General features: G+C 70.0%; 17 protein-coding genes. 14 read left to right on the top strand and 3 right to left on the bottom strand.

Annotation, left to right across the window (positions count from 1 at the left end; all coding sequences use genetic code 11):
* Positions 1 to 102 precede the first annotated feature (102 nt).
* Positions 103 to 2,202, top strand: a complete 2,100-nt coding sequence (gene fusA / locus OG975_RS04095) for an elongation factor G (protein WP_406327479.1) — start codon at positions 103 to 105, stop codon at positions 2,200 to 2,202.
* A gap of 79 nt (positions 2,203 to 2,281) precedes the next feature.
* Here fusA and OG975_RS04090 read toward each other — a convergent pair whose 3' ends face one another.
* Complete coding sequence (locus OG975_RS04090) at positions 2,282 to 3,193, bottom strand: EamA family transporter (protein WP_406327477.1); 912 nt, start codon at positions 3,191 to 3,193, stop codon at positions 2,282 to 2,284.
* A 69-nt stretch (positions 3,194 to 3,262) separates the two neighbouring features.
* Between OG975_RS04090 and OG975_RS04085 the strand changes: the two genes are divergently transcribed.
* Complete coding sequence (locus tag OG975_RS04085) at positions 3,263 to 4,117, top strand: LysR family transcriptional regulator (protein WP_406327476.1); 855 nt, start codon at positions 3,263 to 3,265, stop codon at positions 4,115 to 4,117.
* A gap of 90 nt (positions 4,118 to 4,207) precedes the next feature.
* On the opposite strand, the gene OG975_RS04080 is transcribed toward OG975_RS04085, so the two are convergent.
* Positions 4,208 to 4,612, bottom strand: coding sequence for a cupin domain-containing protein (locus tag OG975_RS04080; protein ID WP_406327474.1), 405 nt, complete (start codon positions 4,610 to 4,612; stop codon positions 4,208 to 4,210).
* Between the two features lie 233 nt (positions 4,613 to 4,845).
* On the opposite strand from OG975_RS04080, the gene OG975_RS04075 reads away from it, so the two are divergent.
* The 12 genes from OG975_RS04075 (at position 4,846) to OG975_RS04020 (ending at position 16,257) form a co-directional block, all read left to right on the top strand.
* Positions 4,846 to 5,403, top strand: a complete 558-nt coding sequence (locus OG975_RS04075) for a carboxymuconolactone decarboxylase family protein (protein WP_406336138.1) — start codon at positions 4,846 to 4,848, stop codon at positions 5,401 to 5,403.
* A 38-nt stretch (positions 5,404 to 5,441) separates the two neighbouring features.
* A complete protein-coding gene (locus tag OG975_RS04070) occupies positions 5,442 to 6,977 on the top strand; it encodes a sugar ABC transporter ATP-binding protein (protein WP_406327472.1) in 1,536 nt (511 codons plus the stop codon).
* Positions 6,974 to 7,990: an ABC transporter permease gene (locus tag OG975_RS04065; RefSeq protein WP_406327470.1), complete on the top strand. Its 1,017-nt coding sequence runs from the start codon at positions 6,974 to 6,976 to the stop codon at positions 7,988 to 7,990. Before OG975_RS04070 ends, OG975_RS04065 begins: the two co-directional genes overlap by 4 nt.
* A gap of 84 nt (positions 7,991 to 8,074) precedes the next feature.
* Positions 8,075 to 9,028 (top strand): sugar ABC transporter substrate-binding protein, encoded by a 954-nt coding sequence (locus tag OG975_RS04060; protein ID WP_327426402.1) that lies wholly within the window; start codon positions 8,075 to 8,077, stop codon positions 9,026 to 9,028.
* A gap of 260 nt (positions 9,029 to 9,288) precedes the next feature.
* A complete protein-coding gene (locus OG975_RS04055) occupies positions 9,289 to 10,200 on the top strand; it encodes a LysR family transcriptional regulator (RefSeq protein WP_406327469.1) in 912 nt (303 codons plus the stop codon).
* Between the two features lie 98 nt (positions 10,201 to 10,298).
* Entirely contained in the window at positions 10,299 to 11,219 is a 921-nt protein-coding gene (locus tag OG975_RS04050) for a VOC family protein (protein WP_406327467.1), read from the top strand.
* 70 nt (positions 11,220 to 11,289) lie between these two features.
* Positions 11,290 to 12,738, top strand: a complete 1,449-nt coding sequence (locus tag OG975_RS04045) for an NAD-dependent succinate-semialdehyde dehydrogenase (RefSeq protein ID WP_406327466.1) — start codon at positions 11,290 to 11,292, stop codon at positions 12,736 to 12,738.
* A gap of 6 nt (positions 12,739 to 12,744) precedes the next feature.
* Positions 12,745 to 13,515, top strand: coding sequence for a fumarylacetoacetate hydrolase family protein (locus tag OG975_RS04040; protein ID WP_406327464.1), 771 nt, complete (start codon positions 12,745 to 12,747; stop codon positions 13,513 to 13,515).
* On the top strand, positions 13,512 to 13,883 hold the full coding sequence (locus OG975_RS04035; protein ID WP_327426397.1) for a VOC family protein: 372 nt from the start codon (positions 13,512 to 13,514) through the stop codon (positions 13,881 to 13,883). The genes OG975_RS04040 and OG975_RS04035 overlap by 4 nt, the downstream gene beginning before the upstream one ends.
* Positions 13,884 to 13,933: 50 nt before the next feature.
* Entirely contained in the window at positions 13,934 to 14,719 is a 786-nt protein-coding gene (locus OG975_RS04030) for an alpha/beta fold hydrolase (protein WP_406327462.1), read from the top strand.
* Complete coding sequence (locus OG975_RS04025) at positions 14,716 to 15,213, top strand: heme-binding protein (protein ID WP_406327460.1); 498 nt, start codon at positions 14,716 to 14,718, stop codon at positions 15,211 to 15,213. The genes OG975_RS04030 and OG975_RS04025 overlap by 4 nt, the downstream gene beginning before the upstream one ends.
* Before the next feature lie 3 nt (positions 15,214 to 15,216).
* Positions 15,217 to 16,257 carry a methionine synthase II (cobalamin-independent)-like protein gene (locus OG975_RS04020; protein ID WP_406327459.1) on the top strand — a complete coding sequence of 347 codons (1,041 nt, stop codon included), beginning with the start codon at positions 15,217 to 15,219 and terminating at the stop codon, positions 16,255 to 16,257.
* A 51-nt stretch (positions 16,258 to 16,308) separates the two neighbouring features.
* Here OG975_RS04020 and OG975_RS04015 read toward each other — a convergent pair whose 3' ends face one another.
* On the bottom strand, positions 16,309 to 16,596 hold the full coding sequence (locus OG975_RS04015; protein ID WP_406327458.1) for a putative quinol monooxygenase: 288 nt from the start codon (positions 16,594 to 16,596) through the stop codon (positions 16,309 to 16,311).
* Between the last annotated feature and the right edge of the window lie 143 nt (positions 16,597 to 16,739).

The following is a 16,739-nucleotide window of genomic DNA, read 5'->3' as shown; positions in this document are numbered from 1 at the left end:
GGTGTGCTGCCTGCCGCGGACGTCTCATCAGCGCCTGACCACAGGCCCCTCGTCCGGGAATCGCGCCGCCCTTTGAAGGATCACCCCGAAAGGCCATGGGCCGTGCGCACCAACCTCGACCGTCACCTCACCAACCCGCTGACCGCCGTCCGCAACCTGGGCATCCTCGCCCACGTCGACGCCGGGAAGACCACCGTCACCGAGCGGATCCTGTACGTCACCGGGACCACCCACAAGCGTGGCGAGGTCCATGACGGCACGACCGTCACCGACTTCGACTCCCAGGAGCGCGACCGTGGGATCACCATCTTCGCCGCCGCCGTCAGCTGTGCCTGGGACGGCCACCGGATCAACCTGATCGACACACCGGGCCACGTCGACTTCTCGGACGAGGTGGAGCGCTCGCTGCGTGTCCTCGACGGCGCGATCGCGGTGATCGACGCCGTGGCGGGCGTCGAGCCGCAGAGCGAGTCTGTGTGGCGGCGGGCCGACCGGCACGGCGTACCGCGGATCGCCTTCGTCAACAAGCTGGACCGCGCCGGTGCCGACCTCGACACCGCGGTCGAGTCGATCCGGGAGCGGTTGCATCCGGCCCCGTTGGTCGTCCAGTTGCCGATCGGGACGGAGGACACCTTCACCGGCGTGGTGGATCTGCTGCGTATGCGGTCGCTGGTCTGGGCCGACGGCAGCGAAACGGTCGAGGAGGGACCGGTACCGGAAGCCCTGCGCCAAGAAGCGGAGCGGCGCCGCGGGCTGCTGGAGGAAGCGGTGGCGGAACTCCACCCCGCCGCGCTGGAGGAGTTCTGCGCCCGGTCCACCGTCTCCGCGGCGACGCTGGCCGCCGCGCTGCGCGACCTGACCCGTACCGGCGAGGGCGTGGTGGTGTTGTGCGGCTCGGCCTACCGCAACCGCGGCATCGAGCCGCTGTTGGACGCCGCCGTGGCCTATCTGCCCTCGCCGCTGGACGTGCCGGCGGTACGCGGTACGCACGACGGCACGGTGCACGAGCGGGCCGCCGACCCGGCGGAGCCGTTCGCGGGGCTGGTGTTCAAGGTGAACGCGACAGCCACGGGGCGGCTGACGTATGTGCGCGTGTATTCCGGAACAGTCGGAAAGGGAGAGGCGGTGAGGGACGTGGGCGCGGGACGCACCGAGCGGATCGGCCGGATTCTGCGCGTCCAGGCCGACCGGTACGCGGAGCTGGAGCGCGCCGTGGCCGGTGACATCGTCGCGCTGATCGGGCCGAAGTCGGCCCGCGCGGGGGCGACTTTGTGCGCCTCCACGGCGCCGCTGCTCCTCGAACCGCCGGCCGTCGCCGATCCGGTTGTCTCCGTGGCGGTCGAGGCGCGCAGGAGCACCGACACCGACCGCTTGGTCTCGGCGTTGGCACGCCTGGCCGAGGAGGACCCCTCGCTGGTCGTCCGCACCGACTCCGAGACCGGCCAGACGGTGCTGTCGGGCATGGGCGAGCTGCATCTGGAGGTGGCGGTGGAGAAGATCCGGCGCGCCCACGGGCTGGAGATCGGTGTCGGCCGGCCGAAGGTGGCCTTCCGGGAGACGGTCGCCCGCGGGGTGTCGGGGCTGGTGTACCGGCACGTCAAACAGGATGGAGGCGCTGGTCAGTTCGCCCACGTGGTCCTCGACGTCGAGCCGCTGGAGGCCGATCCGAGCGGCGCCGACGGGAGCGCGACGGGTTTCGCGTTCCGCTCGACCGTCGTGGGCGGCCGGGTGCCGCAGGAGTACGTCCGCGCGGTGGAGGCCGGTTGCCGGGACGCTCTCGCCGAGGGACCGCTCGGCGGTCACCCGGTGACCGGGCTGCGCGTCACCCTGACCGATGGGGCGACCCATCCGAAGGACTCCTCGGAGATGGCGTTCCGCACGGCCGGCCGACTGGCGCTCCGCGAGGCACTGCGCGCCAGCGCGATGGTGCTCCTGGAACCGGTGGTCGAGGTCACCGTCACCGTGCCCGCCGACGCCGTGGGCGGGGTGCTCGGCGATCTGGCGGCACGGCGCGGCCGGGTCTCGGGCTCGCTCACCCGGGTCGGCGCGACGGTGATCACCGCGACCGTGCCGCTGGCCGAACTGTTCGGCTACGCGACCCGGTTGCGCAGCCGCACCCAGGGCCGGGGAGTCTTCACCACCCGCCCCACCGGCTACGCCCCGGCACCGAGCCCGGCGTCCCATGGGACCCCGGCCCGGTAGCTCCGACGACGGCCCCGCCCCTCCGAGGGCGGGGCCGTCCTGGCGTGCGACGCTGGGCGGCGCTCATACGGACGCGATGTCAGGAGGTTGACGCACGCGAAGTCAGGATGCTGAGCGCGTTGGCGCAGACCACGGCCGTGATGGCGGTCCACTCGATCCAGCCGAGGTGCTGGCCCAGGACGATCCACCCGACCACGGCGGCGAGAACCGGGTTGACGCTCATGAACAGGCCGAAGGTCTGCGCGGGCACGCGCCGCAGGGTGACCAGGTCCGCCAGGTAGGGCACGGCGGAGGAGAGGACGCCCGCGGCGACGGCGTAGCAGACAGCCGCGCCGGACGGTGGATTCCGGACGGCGATCACGAGTCCGACCGGCAGGAACACCAGGGCGGAGAGACAGGCGGCGGCCGCCGAACCCTGCACTCCGGGGATGCGTCGCCCGACCGTGCGGTTGAGCAGGATGTACGACGCCCAGCAGGTGGCGGCGAGAAGCCCCAGAGCCATCCCGACGTAGTCGGTGGAGGGCGTGGGGCGCATCAGGGTGACGACGCCGGCCGCGGCGATCACCGCGCAGCACGCGTCCACCTGTCGCCGTGCGGCGGCCAGCGCGATCGTCAGCGGGCCCAGGAACTCCAGGGTCACCGCGAGCCCCAGGCCGACGCGGTCGATGGCGCTGTACAAGGACAGGTTCATCGCCGCGAACACCAGGGCCAGCAGCAGCACCGGCCACCACTGCCGCCAGGTGTAGGTGCGCGGCCGGGGCCGAGCGACGGCCACGAGGGCGATCGCGGCGACGTACTGGCGTACGGCGACGACACCGACAGGTCCGAGGGTGGGGAAGGCGAGCGAGCCGATCGCGGCCCCGGTCTGGTTGGACAGGCCGCTGCCGAACATCGTGGCCACAGCGAGCCGCCGGCCTGCGAGCCGGGTACCGGACGGCACCGGGACTTTCGGGAGCGCGGGTGCTGCTGTGGTCGTGGGCGTTGCGTCCATGCCGCGATGGTGCGACGGGGACACCTCTTGCGCACAATGCATCCAGCGGTTTATCTATACGCTTCAGTCATGGATGTGGAGCTGCGGCAGTTGCGCTGTCTCGTCGCGATCGTCGACGAGGGCACGTTCACCGACGCCGCCATCGTGCTGGGCGTCTCCCAGGCGGCCGTGTCCCGCACGCTGGCGTCGCTCGAACGCGCCCTGGGGGTACGGCTGTTGCGGCGCACCTCCCGCGAGGTGACCGTGACGGTGACCGGGCTGCGCGTGGTGGCGCAGGCCCGGCGGGTGCTCGGCGAGGTGGACGACCTGGTCCAGGAGGCCAGGTCGGGTCACGCCGCGCTGCGGATGGGGTACGCCTGGTCGGCACTCGGCCGTCACACACTGGTCTTCCAGCGCCGTTGGGCCGACGCGCACCCCGAGACGGACCTGCGGCTCGTGCGCGTCAACTCCCCCACAGCCGGACTCGCGGAGGGGGCGTGCGACCTGGCCGTCGTCCGCAGGACACTGGACGACCGGCGGTTCGACTCCGCCATCGTGGGACTGGAACGCCGGCTGTGCGCCATGGCCTCCGACGACCCCTTGGCCGTACGCCGCTCGGTCGGACTCACCGACATCGCCGGACGCACCCTGCTGGTCGACCGGAGGACCGGCACCACCACGACGGACCTGTGGCCGGCGGACTCCCGCCCGGTGACCAAGGAAACGCACGATGTCGACGACTGGCTCACCGCGATCTCCACGGGCCGCTGCGTGGGCATGACGGCCGAGTCGACCGCCAACCAGTACCCGCGCCCCGGCATCGTCTACCGGCCGGTGCGCGACGCCGAGCCGATCGCGGTGCGGCTGGCCTGGTGGCGGGACGACGCGCATCCCGCCGCCCCGGCCGCGATAGAGCTCCTCTCCGAGCTGTACCGCGAGGGGTGACCCGTGGCCGGAAGTCCCTGATGCCTGGTCAGTGATGCCTTGAGGAAAGGGTGTTGAGGGCAGCTCCCATCGACTGCCCTCAACACCGGCTCAGCCCATCTGGTCCGCGTCCGAAAGGTGTTCCACTGTCTTGCCGGTCTCGGTGAACGTCCGCGTCACATGGCCAGATGAGTACACCCACAGGATGCGCAGCGGCCGGTCGCCGATATTCCTGAACAGATGGGGGATGGGCGACGGAACGTAGGTGGTGTCGAACTGCTCCAGCTTCGTCACCTCGCCGTCGACCACCACCTCCGCCTCGCCTTCGAGGATCGTCACGTGCTCGTCGCAGTTGTGCGAGTGCAACGGCGCCCCGGAACCGACCGGATACACGCTCATCCCGCTGGTGATCCGGTTCTCCCCGCCCGCCGACGACGTCGTGATCAGCGGAGTCGTCACGACGGAACCGCCGCGGTCGAGCAGGGGCACGGACGCGGCCTTGATGATCGTGGTCATCCGGAGTTCCTCTCCAATCAACGGTGATGCGTCGACCGACGTTAGGTTGCGCCCGCGTAAATGGGTGCTCTCTGGCGTGCAGTTTTACCTTGCACTACCGGAGGGGTGAGCTTCTCGAACCCGGCTGTACCGTCGGCTGGCATCGCACGGCTTCCCAGTACGTGCCTGAAACACGCCGGAAAGAAAAGGCAGGTATCGGCCACATGAGGCTCCCCGTTCTCACCGATGACGAAATGGATCCGCGCCAGCAGGAACTGGCCGCCCGCATCGCCGGCCGGCGCGGCGCCGTCCGTGGCCCGTTCCGGGTCTGGCTGCACAGCCCGGAGATGTGCGAGCGCGCCGAGTCCCTCGGTGCCTTCGCCCGCTTCGACTGCAGCCTCCCCAAGCACCTGCGTGAGCTCACGCTGCTGATGGCCGCCCGGAACTGGGACGCGCAGTACTCCTGGAACGCGCATGTGCACCAGGCGATCGAGGCCGGCATCCCGGAGGCCGCCGTCAAGGCCGTCGCCGAAAAGCGCGAGGCGGTCTTCGACAACGAAGCCGACCAGGCCTTCTACCAGTTCTGCCGGGAGATCCTCGAGGAGCACTTCGTCTCGGACGAGACCTTCGCCCGCGCGCTGGAGCACTTCGGCTCCAAGGGCCTGGTCGACACCATCGGTGCGCTCGGCAACTTCACGATGCTCGGCATGTGCCTGAACACCTTCCAGGTGGACCTCCAGGCGGACCGCGAGCCCCCCTTCCCCGACATCCGCGGCTACGAGCGCGTCGCCGCCGACGGACCGCGGCCGTGACAGCCGTTACGGACCGGGACACGCAGGGAGGCACCGCTGTGACACCCAGGACACCGACTACGGCCGACGGCGGTGCCGGTACGACGCCCGAGGCCGTGGTCCGGGTACGAGGCGTCACCAAGAGCTTCGGCGGGGCGGCCGCGCTGAAAGGCGTGGATCTCGACCTGTACCCCGGCGAAGTGCACGCCTTGATGGGCATGAACGGAGCCGGCAAGTCAACGCTGGTGCAGATCCTCTCCGGAGTGCACCAGCCCGACGGCGGCACCATCGAGGTCAACGGGCACGCCCAGCACGGGCTGACCGTGCGCAAGGCCCGCCGCCAGGGCATCGCCTCGGTTCCCCAGCGCCGCGAGCTGGCGATGGGACTGACCGTGGCCGAGAACGTCATGATGGGCGATCTGCCGACCCGGCGCGGTGCCGTGCACTGGAGAGAGCTCAAGTCCGAGGCGAAGCGGGCGCTCTCGGGCCTCGGCATCGACATCGACGTGGAGCGCACCGCGGGCTCCCTCACCGTCGCCGAGCAGACCATGGTCGAGGTGGCGCGGGAGGTGCGCCGCGGTGGACGGATCCTGATCCTCGACGAGCCGACCGCCTGCCTGAGCGCGGAGGCGGCGAACCAGATCAGGGCTCTGGTGCGCACGCTCCGCGACGAGGGCGTCGCCGTCGTCTACATCTCGCACTACATCGACGAGGTCATGGCCGTCGCCGACCGCCTCACCGTCCTGCGCGACGGGGAAGTGGTGACCAGCGCTCCGGCCGGTGAGATGGATCCCGCCGGGCTGGTCCGCAGCATGGTGGGCCGGGACGTGGTCTCACGCCGCCCCGACCGCCCCGCACCCAAGGACGAGATCGGGCTGGCCGTGCGCGGCTTGAGCCAGGGCCGGGCCGTCCAGGACTTCACCGTCGAGGTGCGCAAGGGCGAGATCGTCGCCGTCCTCGGCCCCGCCGGGGACGCGCAGTCCTGCCTCTTCGACCTGCTCTCCGGGCGGCAGCGCCCGGACGCCGGGGAACTCAGCGTCGACGGTGGCCCCGTGCCCTTCGGCCGTATCACGGCCTCGCTGGCCAGCGGCCTGCGCTGCGTCACCGGTGACCGGCGGACCCTGGGGCTCGTCCCGGACATGTCCCTGGACGAGAACCTGATGCTGGCCGGCGACCGCTTCGCACGGCGGCGGCTGCATCTGCGCGCCGAACTCGCCCGACGGGCCGCACCGCTGCGCGAGAGCTTCGGCGTGGTCGCCCTCACCGGCAATCCGCCGGTGGGCTCGCTGTCCGGCGGCAACCAGCAGAAGGTCCTGCTGGGCAAATGGCTGGAGACCGAGCCCGTCGCGTGCTTCCTCGAAGACCCCACCAACGGTGTGGACATCGCGGCCATGGCGGACATCCACACCCTCGTCGACGACCTCGCCTCGCGCGGTGTGGCCGTACTGCTCGCCTCCTCCTCCGCCGAGGAGGTCATGCGGCTGGCCGACCGGGTCGTCGTCGTCAGCGCCGGCCGCACGGTCGCCGTTCACGACATCACCACCATCACGCGCGACGAGCTCGTCGCCACCGCTCTCGGAGGTCAACCGCAGTGAGCGTCAAGACACTTCCCGATGCCCCCGGCGTCTCCGACCCGCCCGAGGCACCCCGGTCCCGGTTCTCGCTCGACGCTCTGCGGAGCGTGCCGCACGCCGGTCTGATCGCGGTCCTGGCGATCGTGGTGGTCTTCACCGCGGTGCAGTCCTCCACGTTCGCCACCGACCGCAACATCGTCAACATCCTGAGCCAGGTGAGCGTCAACGCCGTGCTCGCCGCCGGCCTCACGCTGTTGATGACCGCGGGCGGCATGGACTTCTCCATGGGCAGCAACGTCGCGGTCACGGCAGCCGTCGCGGCGAAGCTGCTGGCGGACGGCCGGCCCACCGCCTACGCGGTGATCGTCGCGCTGCTGCTCGGCACGGCCATAGGACTGGTCAACGGGCTGGTCGTGACGTTCACCAACGTGGCACCGTTCGTGGCGACCCTGGCGTCGGCCACCCTGCTCGACGGCGTCGCCCTCCTGGTGCACGACGGCAACACCATCTCCATCGGCACCCGGATGTTCGCCCTCGGCAACAACAAGATCCTCGGCGTGCCGTACCTGCTGGTCGTGGCCGTCCTGGTGCTGGTGGCCACCGCCCTGGTCATGAGGTTCACCGTGTTCGGCCGGGACGCCTTCGCGATCGGCGGCAATGAGCACGTCGCCCGCCTCAGCGGCATCAACGTCACGGCGCGCAAACTCGTGCTCTACGCCACGACCGGCGCCCTCTCGGGGCTGGCGGGTCTGATGCTGCTGTCCCGGCTGGGTTCCAGCAGCCCGGGCGGCACCGCCGGTCTCTCGCTACAGCTTTCCGTCGTGGCCGCGGTCGTCATCGGCGGGACCTCGCTCGCCGGCGGCTACGGCACCGTGATCGGCACCGCGCTCGGCCTGGTGCTCCTCGGTGTGGTGGCCAACGCCCTCAACCTCCTGGACTTCTCCAGCAACTACCAGCCGGTCTCCGTCGGCGCCGTGCTGCTCATCGCGGCCATCGCCAACGAGATGAACAAGGCCCGCTCCTCGCGGCACTGATCACCACCCCCCTCGTCTTTGCTCCCGGCTCGTCGAGCTCACGGCTCGTCGTGCTCACAGCCCCATCATGAAAGGCGGTTCACCATGAGACTTTCCGCTCGCTCCCGCTACGCCCTGTTCGCCGCGGTCGCCTGCAGCACCCTGGTGCTCAGCGGCTGTGGCAAGGACAACGGCTCGACCGGTTCCGGAGACGTCACCCTCGGGTTCGTCAACGGTGGCGACACCAACTTCCACAGCTGTCTGCAGAAAGCCGTCGAGCAGACGGCGAAGACCGAGAACGCCAAGGTCTACACGTCCAACTCGCACCAGAATGCCGGCACCGAGCTGTCCAACATCGAGGACATGATCTCCCGCAACGTGAGCGCGCTGATCGTGCAGACGGTCAACGTCGACTCGCTCAAGGGCGACATAGCCAAGGCCAAGGCCTCCAACATCCCGATCTACCTGACGTCCGTCGCCACCAGCGACGTGAACGACATCCTCGGCGCGGCCGTCGTCGACCTCAAGAAGGTCGGCAGCCTGGACGCCGGCTGGATCGGGACGGACGCCGCCGGCAAGAACGTGCAGGTCGGCATCGTCGCGGGTGCCCCCGGCGCCGCCTCCGACCTGCTCGTGGGCGGATTCAAGGGCGGCCTGCCCGCCAACGCCAAGGTGGTCGCGAACCAGCCCGGCATGTTCAACCCCGCCAAGGCGCAGGACGTCGCCGAGAACATGATCCAGGCCCACCCCGACCTGGACTACGCCTTCGTCGCCAACGAGGAGATGGCCTTCGCCGTCCGCAAGGCGTTCGACGCCGCCGGTGCCAAGGACGTCAAGATCGTGACCGCCAACGGCACCGACGAGGGCCTGGCCGCCGTCAAGGACGGCCGCTTCTCCGCCACCGTGGCCAACTCGGCGATGACGATCGGCCAGACGGCGGTGAAGAACGCGATCGGTCTGCTGGACAAGAAAAAGGTTGACAAAATTGCCAACATTCCTCTTCTCTTGGTCACCAAGGACAACCTGACCAAGGCCCCCCAGTACTGCCCCAAGTCATAGCCGACCTGGGGAACGGTGCCTGCCTCACAGCGTCCTGAGCCGCCCGTCCGCCGCATCGTTGGAATGTCCTGGTAGAGCCTGCCCACTCTCGGTTTCGCGCGAGTGGGGAGACCCCCCACCGAGGACATTCCGGCCCTGCGCGACCCCCTGCACCGACCGCCGTGAGGCCCACCCTCGGGCGGGCGCACCATCCGCACACTCGTACGACCGGCAACGCCGCCGGGGCCCACCCCTGGCAGTCGTGGGCCTCCGGAGGAAACATGGACCGCTTGCTCCTCATGCACAGCTTCGTCACGGTCGCGCAGGCCGGCAGCTTCAGTGGAGCCGCCAAGAAGCTGGGCTCGTCCGGCTCCCTGGTGTCACGGCACGTCGCCGAGCTGGAACGGCAGGTGGGCGTCCGGCTGGTCAACCGCACCGCCCGCTCGGTGAGCCTCACTGAGCCGGGGCAGCGCTACGCGGAGTTCGCCGCGCGCATCCTGGAGGAGATCGAGGCCGAGGACGCCGGCATCGCCCATCTCCACGACCGCGCCGAAGGGACGCTCAGCATCATCTGTCCCAAATGGATAGGCAGCCTCGACCTCGGGGACGCCATCGCCGCGTTTTCCGCCGCGCATCCGAAAATCCAGGTCCGATTCGAACTCGGCGGGATGTCCGACCGGACCTATGACTTTCTGGACAGCGGATTCGACGTCGCATTCCACACCCGCGACCTCAGGGACTCCAGCGTCCGCCTGAAGAAGATCGCCTCGCTGCCCTTCGTGCTGTGCGCCTCCGAGGACTACCTGAAGCGGTCGGGGCCGCTCACCGAGCCGAACGGTCTCGCGCACCACGACTGCCTCGTGCACGTCAACGACCCGGTCTGGCGGATCGGCCACGGACACGCGTCCACCCTGCACAAGATCCGCAACATCGCCTTCTCGTCCAACTCGTACCTCGCCCTGCAGAAGGCGGCCGTGCACGGGCGCGGCGTCGCGCTGCTGCCGCAGCGTCCGGCGTACGACGACCTCGTCTCCGGCGCTCTTCAGGTGCTGCTGCCGGAACTGGCGGTGCCCGAGCGTCCGCTGTACGCGATCTACGGCCCGGGGCAGGACACCCCTCGCAAGATCAGCGTATTCCTGGACTTCCTCACCACTTGGTTCTCGCAGAATCCCATTCCGGCCATCCGGCCGTAGCCGCAAGAAACGATTGCACATTCTGTCGAGCCTGGAGCATTGAGGCCGCCGCGACCCGAAATCTACGCTCACCAGGCGACCCGCGAAACGAGGAGCCCATGGGAATCCAGAGAATCGAATCGGTCACCTACAGCGTCGAGGATCTCGACGAATGCGTCCGGTTCTTCGACGACTTCGGGCTCTTCCTGGTGGAGCAGACGGACGAGCACGCGGTGTTCGAGACGCTCACCGGGCAGACCCTGCACCTCGACACCGAGCCCGGCCCGCTGCTGCCGCCGCCACTGGAAGCCGGACCCACACTGCGCGAGGTGGTGTGGGGCGTCGACACCTCGCAGGAGCTGGAGCGGCTGGCGGCGGCGGCAGGCCGCGACCGCGCGGTCCAGAAGGATGCCGCCGGTGTGTTCCACACCGTGGACGAGACCGGCTTCGGGGTCGGTCTGACCCTGGCCCGGCCCAAGCCCGCGGTCTTCGCCCCCCGGACCGCCAACGCGCTGGGCAGCGTCAGCCGTTGGAACACCGCCCTGGAACCGATCACCCGCGTACACCCCCTGCGCATGTGCCATGTCGCCCTGAACATCCTCAAGGAGGGCCGGAAGGAGGCCGTCGCGTTCTATGTGGAGCGCCTCGGTTTCCGGCCCACCGACGTGGTCGAGCCCATGGGTGTCTTCATGCAGGCGCCGGGCGACGAGGACCAGCACACGATGCTGCTGTGTCACCGACCCGACAGAGCCGGCGTCAACCACATCGCGTACGAGGTTCCCGGCTTCGACGATGTGATCGAGGGCGGCAACTACATGATCGACCACGGCTGGCGCGAGGCCCGCAGGCTCGGCCGCCACACCGTCGGTTCGAACGTCTTCCGGTTCGTGCACGCGCCCTGCGGCGGGCGGGTCGAGTACGCCGCCGACATGGACCGGGTCGACGACTCGTACGAGACCCGCGTGCACGAGACCACACCGCCCCACCACATCTGGGCGCTGCGCACCAACCGCGACCAGCAGGACGCCCCCGCCTCCTGACCGACCTCCCCGGCCTTCCGCCGGGTGACCCCATTTCGCTTCACACGCCAGCCTGAGAGGGCACCCACTCATGACCTCCGACCACGGCTACCCCGCCGTCCGCATGTACATCGCGGGCGAGTGGTGCCAGGGCGGCACCGGACGTACCGCCCCGATCGTGAACCCGGCCACCGAGAAGGTGATCGGAGAAGTACCCCTCGCCACCATCGCCGACCTCGACCGCGCCCTCGACGCGGCCACCGAGGGGTTCCGGACCTGGCGCGACACCCCGATCGCCAGGCGCTCCGCCATCCTGCACGCCGCCGCCGACCTGATCACCGAGCGGGCCCCCGAGATCGGCCGGATCATGGCCCAGGAGCAGGGCAAGCCCCTCAAGGAGGGCACCACCGAGGCCCTGCGCACCGCCGACACGCTGCGCTGGCACATCGAGGACGCCCGCCGCGCCTACGGCCGGATCATCCCGTCCGCGCCCGGCACCCTGCTCACCGTGCGGCGCGAACCGGTCGGCCCCGTGGCCGCCTTCGTGCCGTGGAACTTCCCTGTGGGCGGCCCGAACCGGAAGCTCTCCTCCGCCCTGTCCGCCGGCTGCTCGATCGTCATCAAGGCGTCCGAGGAGACCCCGGGCACGGCCGCCGCGCTGGTGGCCTGCTACGCCGACGCCGGGCTGCCGGCCGGTGTGCTCAACCTCGTCTTCGGCGAGCCGGCCGAGGTCTCGGCCCATCTGATCCCCTCGCCGAAGATCCGCCTGGTCGCCTTCACCGGCTCGGTCCCGGTCGGCAAGCTGCTCGCCGCCAAGGCGGGCGAGGTCATGAAGCCGACCCTGATGGAGCTGGGCGGCCACGCCCCGGTCATCGTGTGCGCGGACGCCGACCCGGTGAAGGCCGCCCGCAAGGCCGCCCAGGCGAAGTTCTTCAACGCCGGCCAGGTGTGCACCTCCCCGAGCCGCTTCTTCGTCCACGAGAGCATCGTGGAGGAGTTCACCGCCGAGTTCGTCAAGGTCGCCCAGGCGGTCACCGTCGGCGACGGCCTCGACGCGGACACCACCATGGGCCCGCTGGCCAACGAGCGCCGGCTGCAGACCATGGAGCGCCTGGTCGCCGACGCCGTCAGCCGCGGTGCCAAGGTGCTGACCGGCGGTCAACGCCTGGAGCGGGAGGGCTACTTCTTCGCCCCGACCGTGCTCACCGACGTCCCCGCGGACGCGGACGTGCTGCACGAGGAGCCCTTCGGCCCGCTGGCGCCGATCGTGCCGTTCACCGACCTGGACGAGACGCTGGCGACCGCCAACGCCCTGCCCTACGGGCTGGCCGCCTACGGGTTCACCGAGTCCGCCGCCACCGCCGAGAAGCTGTCGAACGAACTGGAGGCCGGCATCCTCTCCGTCAACCACTGCGGCGGCTCCGTCAGCGAGGCCCCCTCCGGCGGCGTCAAGGAGAGCGGCTACGGCAGGGAGGGCGGGCCCGAGGCCCTGGACGCCTACCTGATCACCAAGCGTGTCTCCCACCTGCTGGCGGGCTGAGGCGCCATGAAGTACACCCGCGTCTCGGTCGGCGGAAGAGCGGTGTGGGGCCGCGTGGGGGAGGAGGACATCGAGCTGCTGTCCGAGTCCCCGTTGGACGGCGACCCCACCGTCATCGGGACAGTGCCGCGCGCCACCGCGACCTGGCTGCCCGTCGTCGTACCGCCCGTGTTCTACGCCGTCGGCTTCAACTACCCGCGGCACATCGAGCACGCCGGCGCCGAGGTCCCCTCCCGCCCCGAGGTGGGCTACCGGGCCAACAACGCGCTGACCGGCCACCTTTCACCCATCGTGAAGCCGGAAGAGGTAGCGGGCCGGTTCGAGGCCGAGCCGGAACTCGTCGCGGTGATCGGCCGCACCCTGCGGAACGCCACCCACGAGGAAGCCCGCAAGTCCGTCTTCGGCTGGACGATCGGCAACGACGTCAGCGCCCGCACTTGGCAGCACGAGGACCGCACGTTCTGGCGCAGCAAGAACAGCGACACGTTCAAGCCCATGGGGCCCTGGATCGAGACCGACGTCGACGCTCTGGCCCAGACGACCACGCTTCGCGTCAACGGTGAGGTCCGCGCCTCGTTCCCGACCGGCGACATGGTCTTCGACCCCTTCGACTACATCGTCGAGATCACCAAGCACATCACCATGCACCCGGGTGACGTGCTGTGGATGGGCGCCGAGTCCACCTGCCAGATCGAGGCGGGCGACACCGTCGACGTCGAGATCACCGGTATCGGCGTGCTCTCCAACCCCGTACATCCCGAAGGGAAACACGCATGAGCAACGCACCCCGCTACATCCACCACGTCAACTTCCCCACCACCGACTCCGACCGGACCGCCGAGTGGTACGCGAAGGTCTTCGGGATGAAGCGGATCATGCCCAAGTCCAACACCCGTGTGGTGCTGATGACCCGTGGCAACTTCGACCTGCACTTCACCCCGGTCGAGGAGATGGAGCGCATGGCGCCCTATCACTTCGCCGTCGAGGTCGACGACTGGGACGACTTCCTCGCCCACCTCAAGGAGCTGGGTATCCGCCACACCCGCCCGATCGAGCGCCCCGAGAACCAGTCCAAGTTCTGCTACATCCACGACCCCGACCACACCATGATCGAGCTGGTCTGGCACGGCAAGCGCCCCAACTGACCGCGCACCGCAAGGACTTCACTTCCCCGTACCACGAGGAGTTCACCCCCATGCCCATCGCCGACTCCGACGGCACCTCCATCTACTACGAGCGCCACGGCAGTGGTCCGGCGATCCTGTTCGTGCACGGCAGTGGTGGCCATCACGCCATCTGGTGGCAGCAAGTAGCCGCGCTGCGCGATGAGTTCACGGTCGTCACCGTGGACCTGCGCGGCTTCGGCAAGTCCGACTCGTCCATGCCTGAATTCGACGGCCAGGACTTCCCTGGCGACCTCATCGCCGTACTCGACCAGGAGGACCTGACCGACGTCATGCTCGTCGGCCAGTCCATCGGCTCCGTCGCCGCGCTGCGCGCCGGTCTGCTGCGCCCCGAGCGGGTGAGCTCCGTCGTCCTCGGCCACTCGCTCGGCGGCATCAGCCACCCCGAGCTCAAGGAACTGGCCGCCGCCGACCGCGCCGAGGCCGTCAAGCTGCCGGTGATCGACCGCCTGCTCACCAAGAAGTTCCAGCAGGAACGGGCCGATCTCACCTTCCTCTTCCAGCAGATGGGCACCTTCAACGTCGCCAAGATGCAGGATCTGCGCAACCTCGACACCAACGGCCCGTCCCTGGAGGACATCCAGAACTCGGGCGTCAAGGTCGCCTTCCTGGCCGGTGAGAAGGACGCGGTGCTCAGCGTGAAGACCGTGACCCGCGCGCACGAGCTGCTGGCCGGCTCGCACCTGGAGATCGTCCAGGACGGCCCGCACTCCATGTACTGGGAGACGCCCGAGCAGTACAACGCGGCCGTCGCCGACCTCCGCCGCACCCTCACCGCACAGAAGGAAACCGCATGAGCAGCCTCACCCTCGACGCCGCCGAAGAGATCGTCGACGCCGCCCTGAAGCGCGCCCAGTCGCTCGGGAAGGCGGTGAGCGTGGCCGTGGTGGACGCCGGCGGCTTCGTCATCAGTGTCCGCCGCTCGGACGGGGCGCGTCCCCTCACCCCGGACATCGCCCGCGCCAAGGCCTACACCGCGGCCGTGATGCAGCGGCCCGGCAAGATGCTGAAGAAGTGGCAGGAGAGCCAGCCGGTCTTCTTCTCCCAGCTCTCCCAGCTGCCCGGCGCGGCCCTGCCGATCATGGCCGCCGAGGGCAGCGTCACCATCAAGAAGGACGGCGAGATCATCGGCGGCCTCGGCATCGCGGGCGGCACCGCGGACGAGGACCAGCAGGTCGCCGACGACGTCCTCGAATCCCTCGGCTACGAGCTGGAGTTCGCCGCCTGGGGCGTCGCGGGCAAGCCGGCGGAGCACGCGGACCACGCGGAGAACACCGAGAAGGGGGCCTGAACCATGGCGGATACCTTCAACTACCGCATCGACCACCACGGCAGCCTGATCCGCCCGGCCACGCTCCTGACGGCCCGAGCCGCGGGTGACACCGAGGCCCTGGCCGAGGCCGAACTCGAGGCGGTCAAGGAGGTGGTGGCCTACCAGCGCAGGCTGCGCACCACGGTCGTCACCGACGGCGACTTCCCCCGTGAGGACTTCCGCAGCGCGGTCTTCGACGGCGTCTCCGGCTTCCGGCGGACCGACGAGAAGACCCCCGACGGCCTGCCCCGCTGGGTGGCGGAGTCCCTGCCGAAGGCCAACGGCCCGCTGCTGGCCGACTGGGCCGGCCGGCTCGCCGAGCTGACGGTGATCGCCCCCAAGGCGTCCCTGCCGTCCCCGGCCTACCTGGCCGCCACCACCTTCGAGCCCGAGCTGGCGGCGTCGGGCGGCCCCGCCTCGGCCCGCGAACTCGGCGAGGCCCTGGCGGAGATCATCCACGCGGAGATCGAGCTGCTGGTCTCCCGGGGCGTGCGCCTGATCCAGCTGAACAACCCGCTGCTCCTCGGCCACATCGCCGCGGACCCGGCCGCCGCCGGCGCACTGTCCTTCGAGGACGCGCTGGCCGTGGAGGCCTTGGCGGTACGCCTGGACGAGCGCCCCGAGGGTGTCCGGATCGGCGTCTCTCCCGGCTGGCAGGCGCCCGCCGCGGTGGACCGGGCCCGGGCCGAGCGCCTGTACGGCGAGGTACCGGCGGACCGCTGGATCCTGCCGTACGACAAGGGAACCGCGGCCGAACTCGACCTGCTCAGGGCGCTGCCGGAGGACCGGGACGCGTGCCTGGGCGTCGTGGACGCGACCGCTCCCGAACTCGAGGACCTCGACACGGTGATGGCCCGCATCGACGCCGGCGCCGAGCTCAAGGACATCGAGGACATGGCCCTCGCGCCGTCCCGCGGCTTCGCCGACTCGGCCACCGGGCCGCTGCTCGGCGCCGAGGACCAGCGGCGCAAGCTGGTCCTGATCGAGACCCTCGCCCGCTACTGCTGGGGCAACGAGTTCTGACCCCTGGTCAACGGGGGGCCGGGAAGCGCGACCGCGCTTCCCGGCGGGGCCTCAGAGGACCTCGGCGAAGGTCACGGTCCGCTCCGTCAGAAGCGGCAGCACGCACCCCAGGATGAGCTCGGCGAAGTGGTCCGCCGCCTTGTGCGCCTCGAAGCCGAAACGGTCGGTGTACTGCTCGTAGAGCACGAACGAGCCCGGCTGGTCGACCTCCGCGTGCACCTCGTAGGCGAGGTTCGCGGGCTCGGTCGGCGTGAGGTCGCGCATCTTCAGCAGCGCGGCGCGTACGGTCGCCTCGTCGGCGGGTGCGCACCGGTAGTGGGCGACGACAGCGAATGCCATGTGTTTCCTCCGGATGAATGTGCGGCGATGCCCGCCGATTCCAGCATGAATCCCCTGATGAGCGACCTGCGCGGAGCGAAAGCTATGTCTGCCGCCGCGGGGCTGGTCGCCCGGCCCCTCTGTCGTGTGTTGTCGTTCCGACC

It is taken from the genome of Streptomyces sp. NBC_00203 (assembly GCF_045206325.1).
GTDB classification, from domain to species: Bacteria; Actinomycetota; Actinomycetes; order Streptomycetales; family Streptomycetaceae; genus Streptomyces; species Streptomyces lutosisoli.
The sequence above is the reverse complement of the archived record's forward strand: the minus strand, read 5'-3'. Positions and strand labels throughout refer to the sequence as shown.

Bases quoted from the DNA above. Each gene is read 5' to 3' on its own strand.
- OG975_RS04035 (WP_327426397.1), top strand. From the start codon at position 13,512: ATGAGCAACGCACCCCGCTACATCCACCACGTCAACTTCCCCACCACC.
- OG975_RS04030 (WP_406327462.1), top strand. From the start codon at position 13,934: ATGCCCATCGCCGACTCCGACGGCACCTCCATCTACTACGAGCGCCAC.
- OG975_RS04085 (WP_406327476.1), top strand. From the start codon at position 3,263: ATGGATGTGGAGCTGCGGCAGTTGCGCTGTCTCGTCGCGATCGTCGAC.
- OG975_RS04050 (WP_406327467.1), top strand. From the start codon at position 10,299: ATGGGAATCCAGAGAATCGAATCGGTCACCTACAGCGTCGAGGATCTC.
- OG975_RS04090 (WP_406327477.1), bottom strand. From the start codon at position 3,193: ATGGACGCAACGCCCACGACCACAGCAGCACCCGCGCTCCCGAAAGTC.
- OG975_RS04025 (WP_406327460.1), top strand. From the start codon at position 14,716: ATGAGCAGCCTCACCCTCGACGCCGCCGAAGAGATCGTCGACGCCGCC.
- OG975_RS04080 (WP_406327474.1), bottom strand. From the start codon at position 4,612: ATGACCACGATCATCAAGGCCGCGTCCGTGCCCCTGCTCGACCGCGGC.
- OG975_RS04060 (WP_327426402.1), top strand. From the start codon at position 8,075: ATGAGACTTTCCGCTCGCTCCCGCTACGCCCTGTTCGCCGCGGTCGCC.
- OG975_RS04040 (WP_406327464.1), top strand. From the start codon at position 12,745: ATGAAGTACACCCGCGTCTCGGTCGGCGGAAGAGCGGTGTGGGGCCGC.
- OG975_RS04020 (WP_406327459.1), top strand. From the start codon at position 15,217: ATGGCGGATACCTTCAACTACCGCATCGACCACCACGGCAGCCTGATC.
- OG975_RS04045 (WP_406327466.1), top strand. From the start codon at position 11,290: ATGACCTCCGACCACGGCTACCCCGCCGTCCGCATGTACATCGCGGGC.
- OG975_RS04055 (WP_406327469.1), top strand. From the start codon at position 9,289: ATGGACCGCTTGCTCCTCATGCACAGCTTCGTCACGGTCGCGCAGGCC.
- OG975_RS04015 (WP_406327458.1), bottom strand. From the start codon at position 16,596: ATGGCATTCGCTGTCGTCGCCCACTACCGGTGCGCACCCGCCGACGAG.
- OG975_RS04075 (WP_406336138.1), top strand. From the start codon at position 4,846: ATGGATCCGCGCCAGCAGGAACTGGCCGCCCGCATCGCCGGCCGGCGC.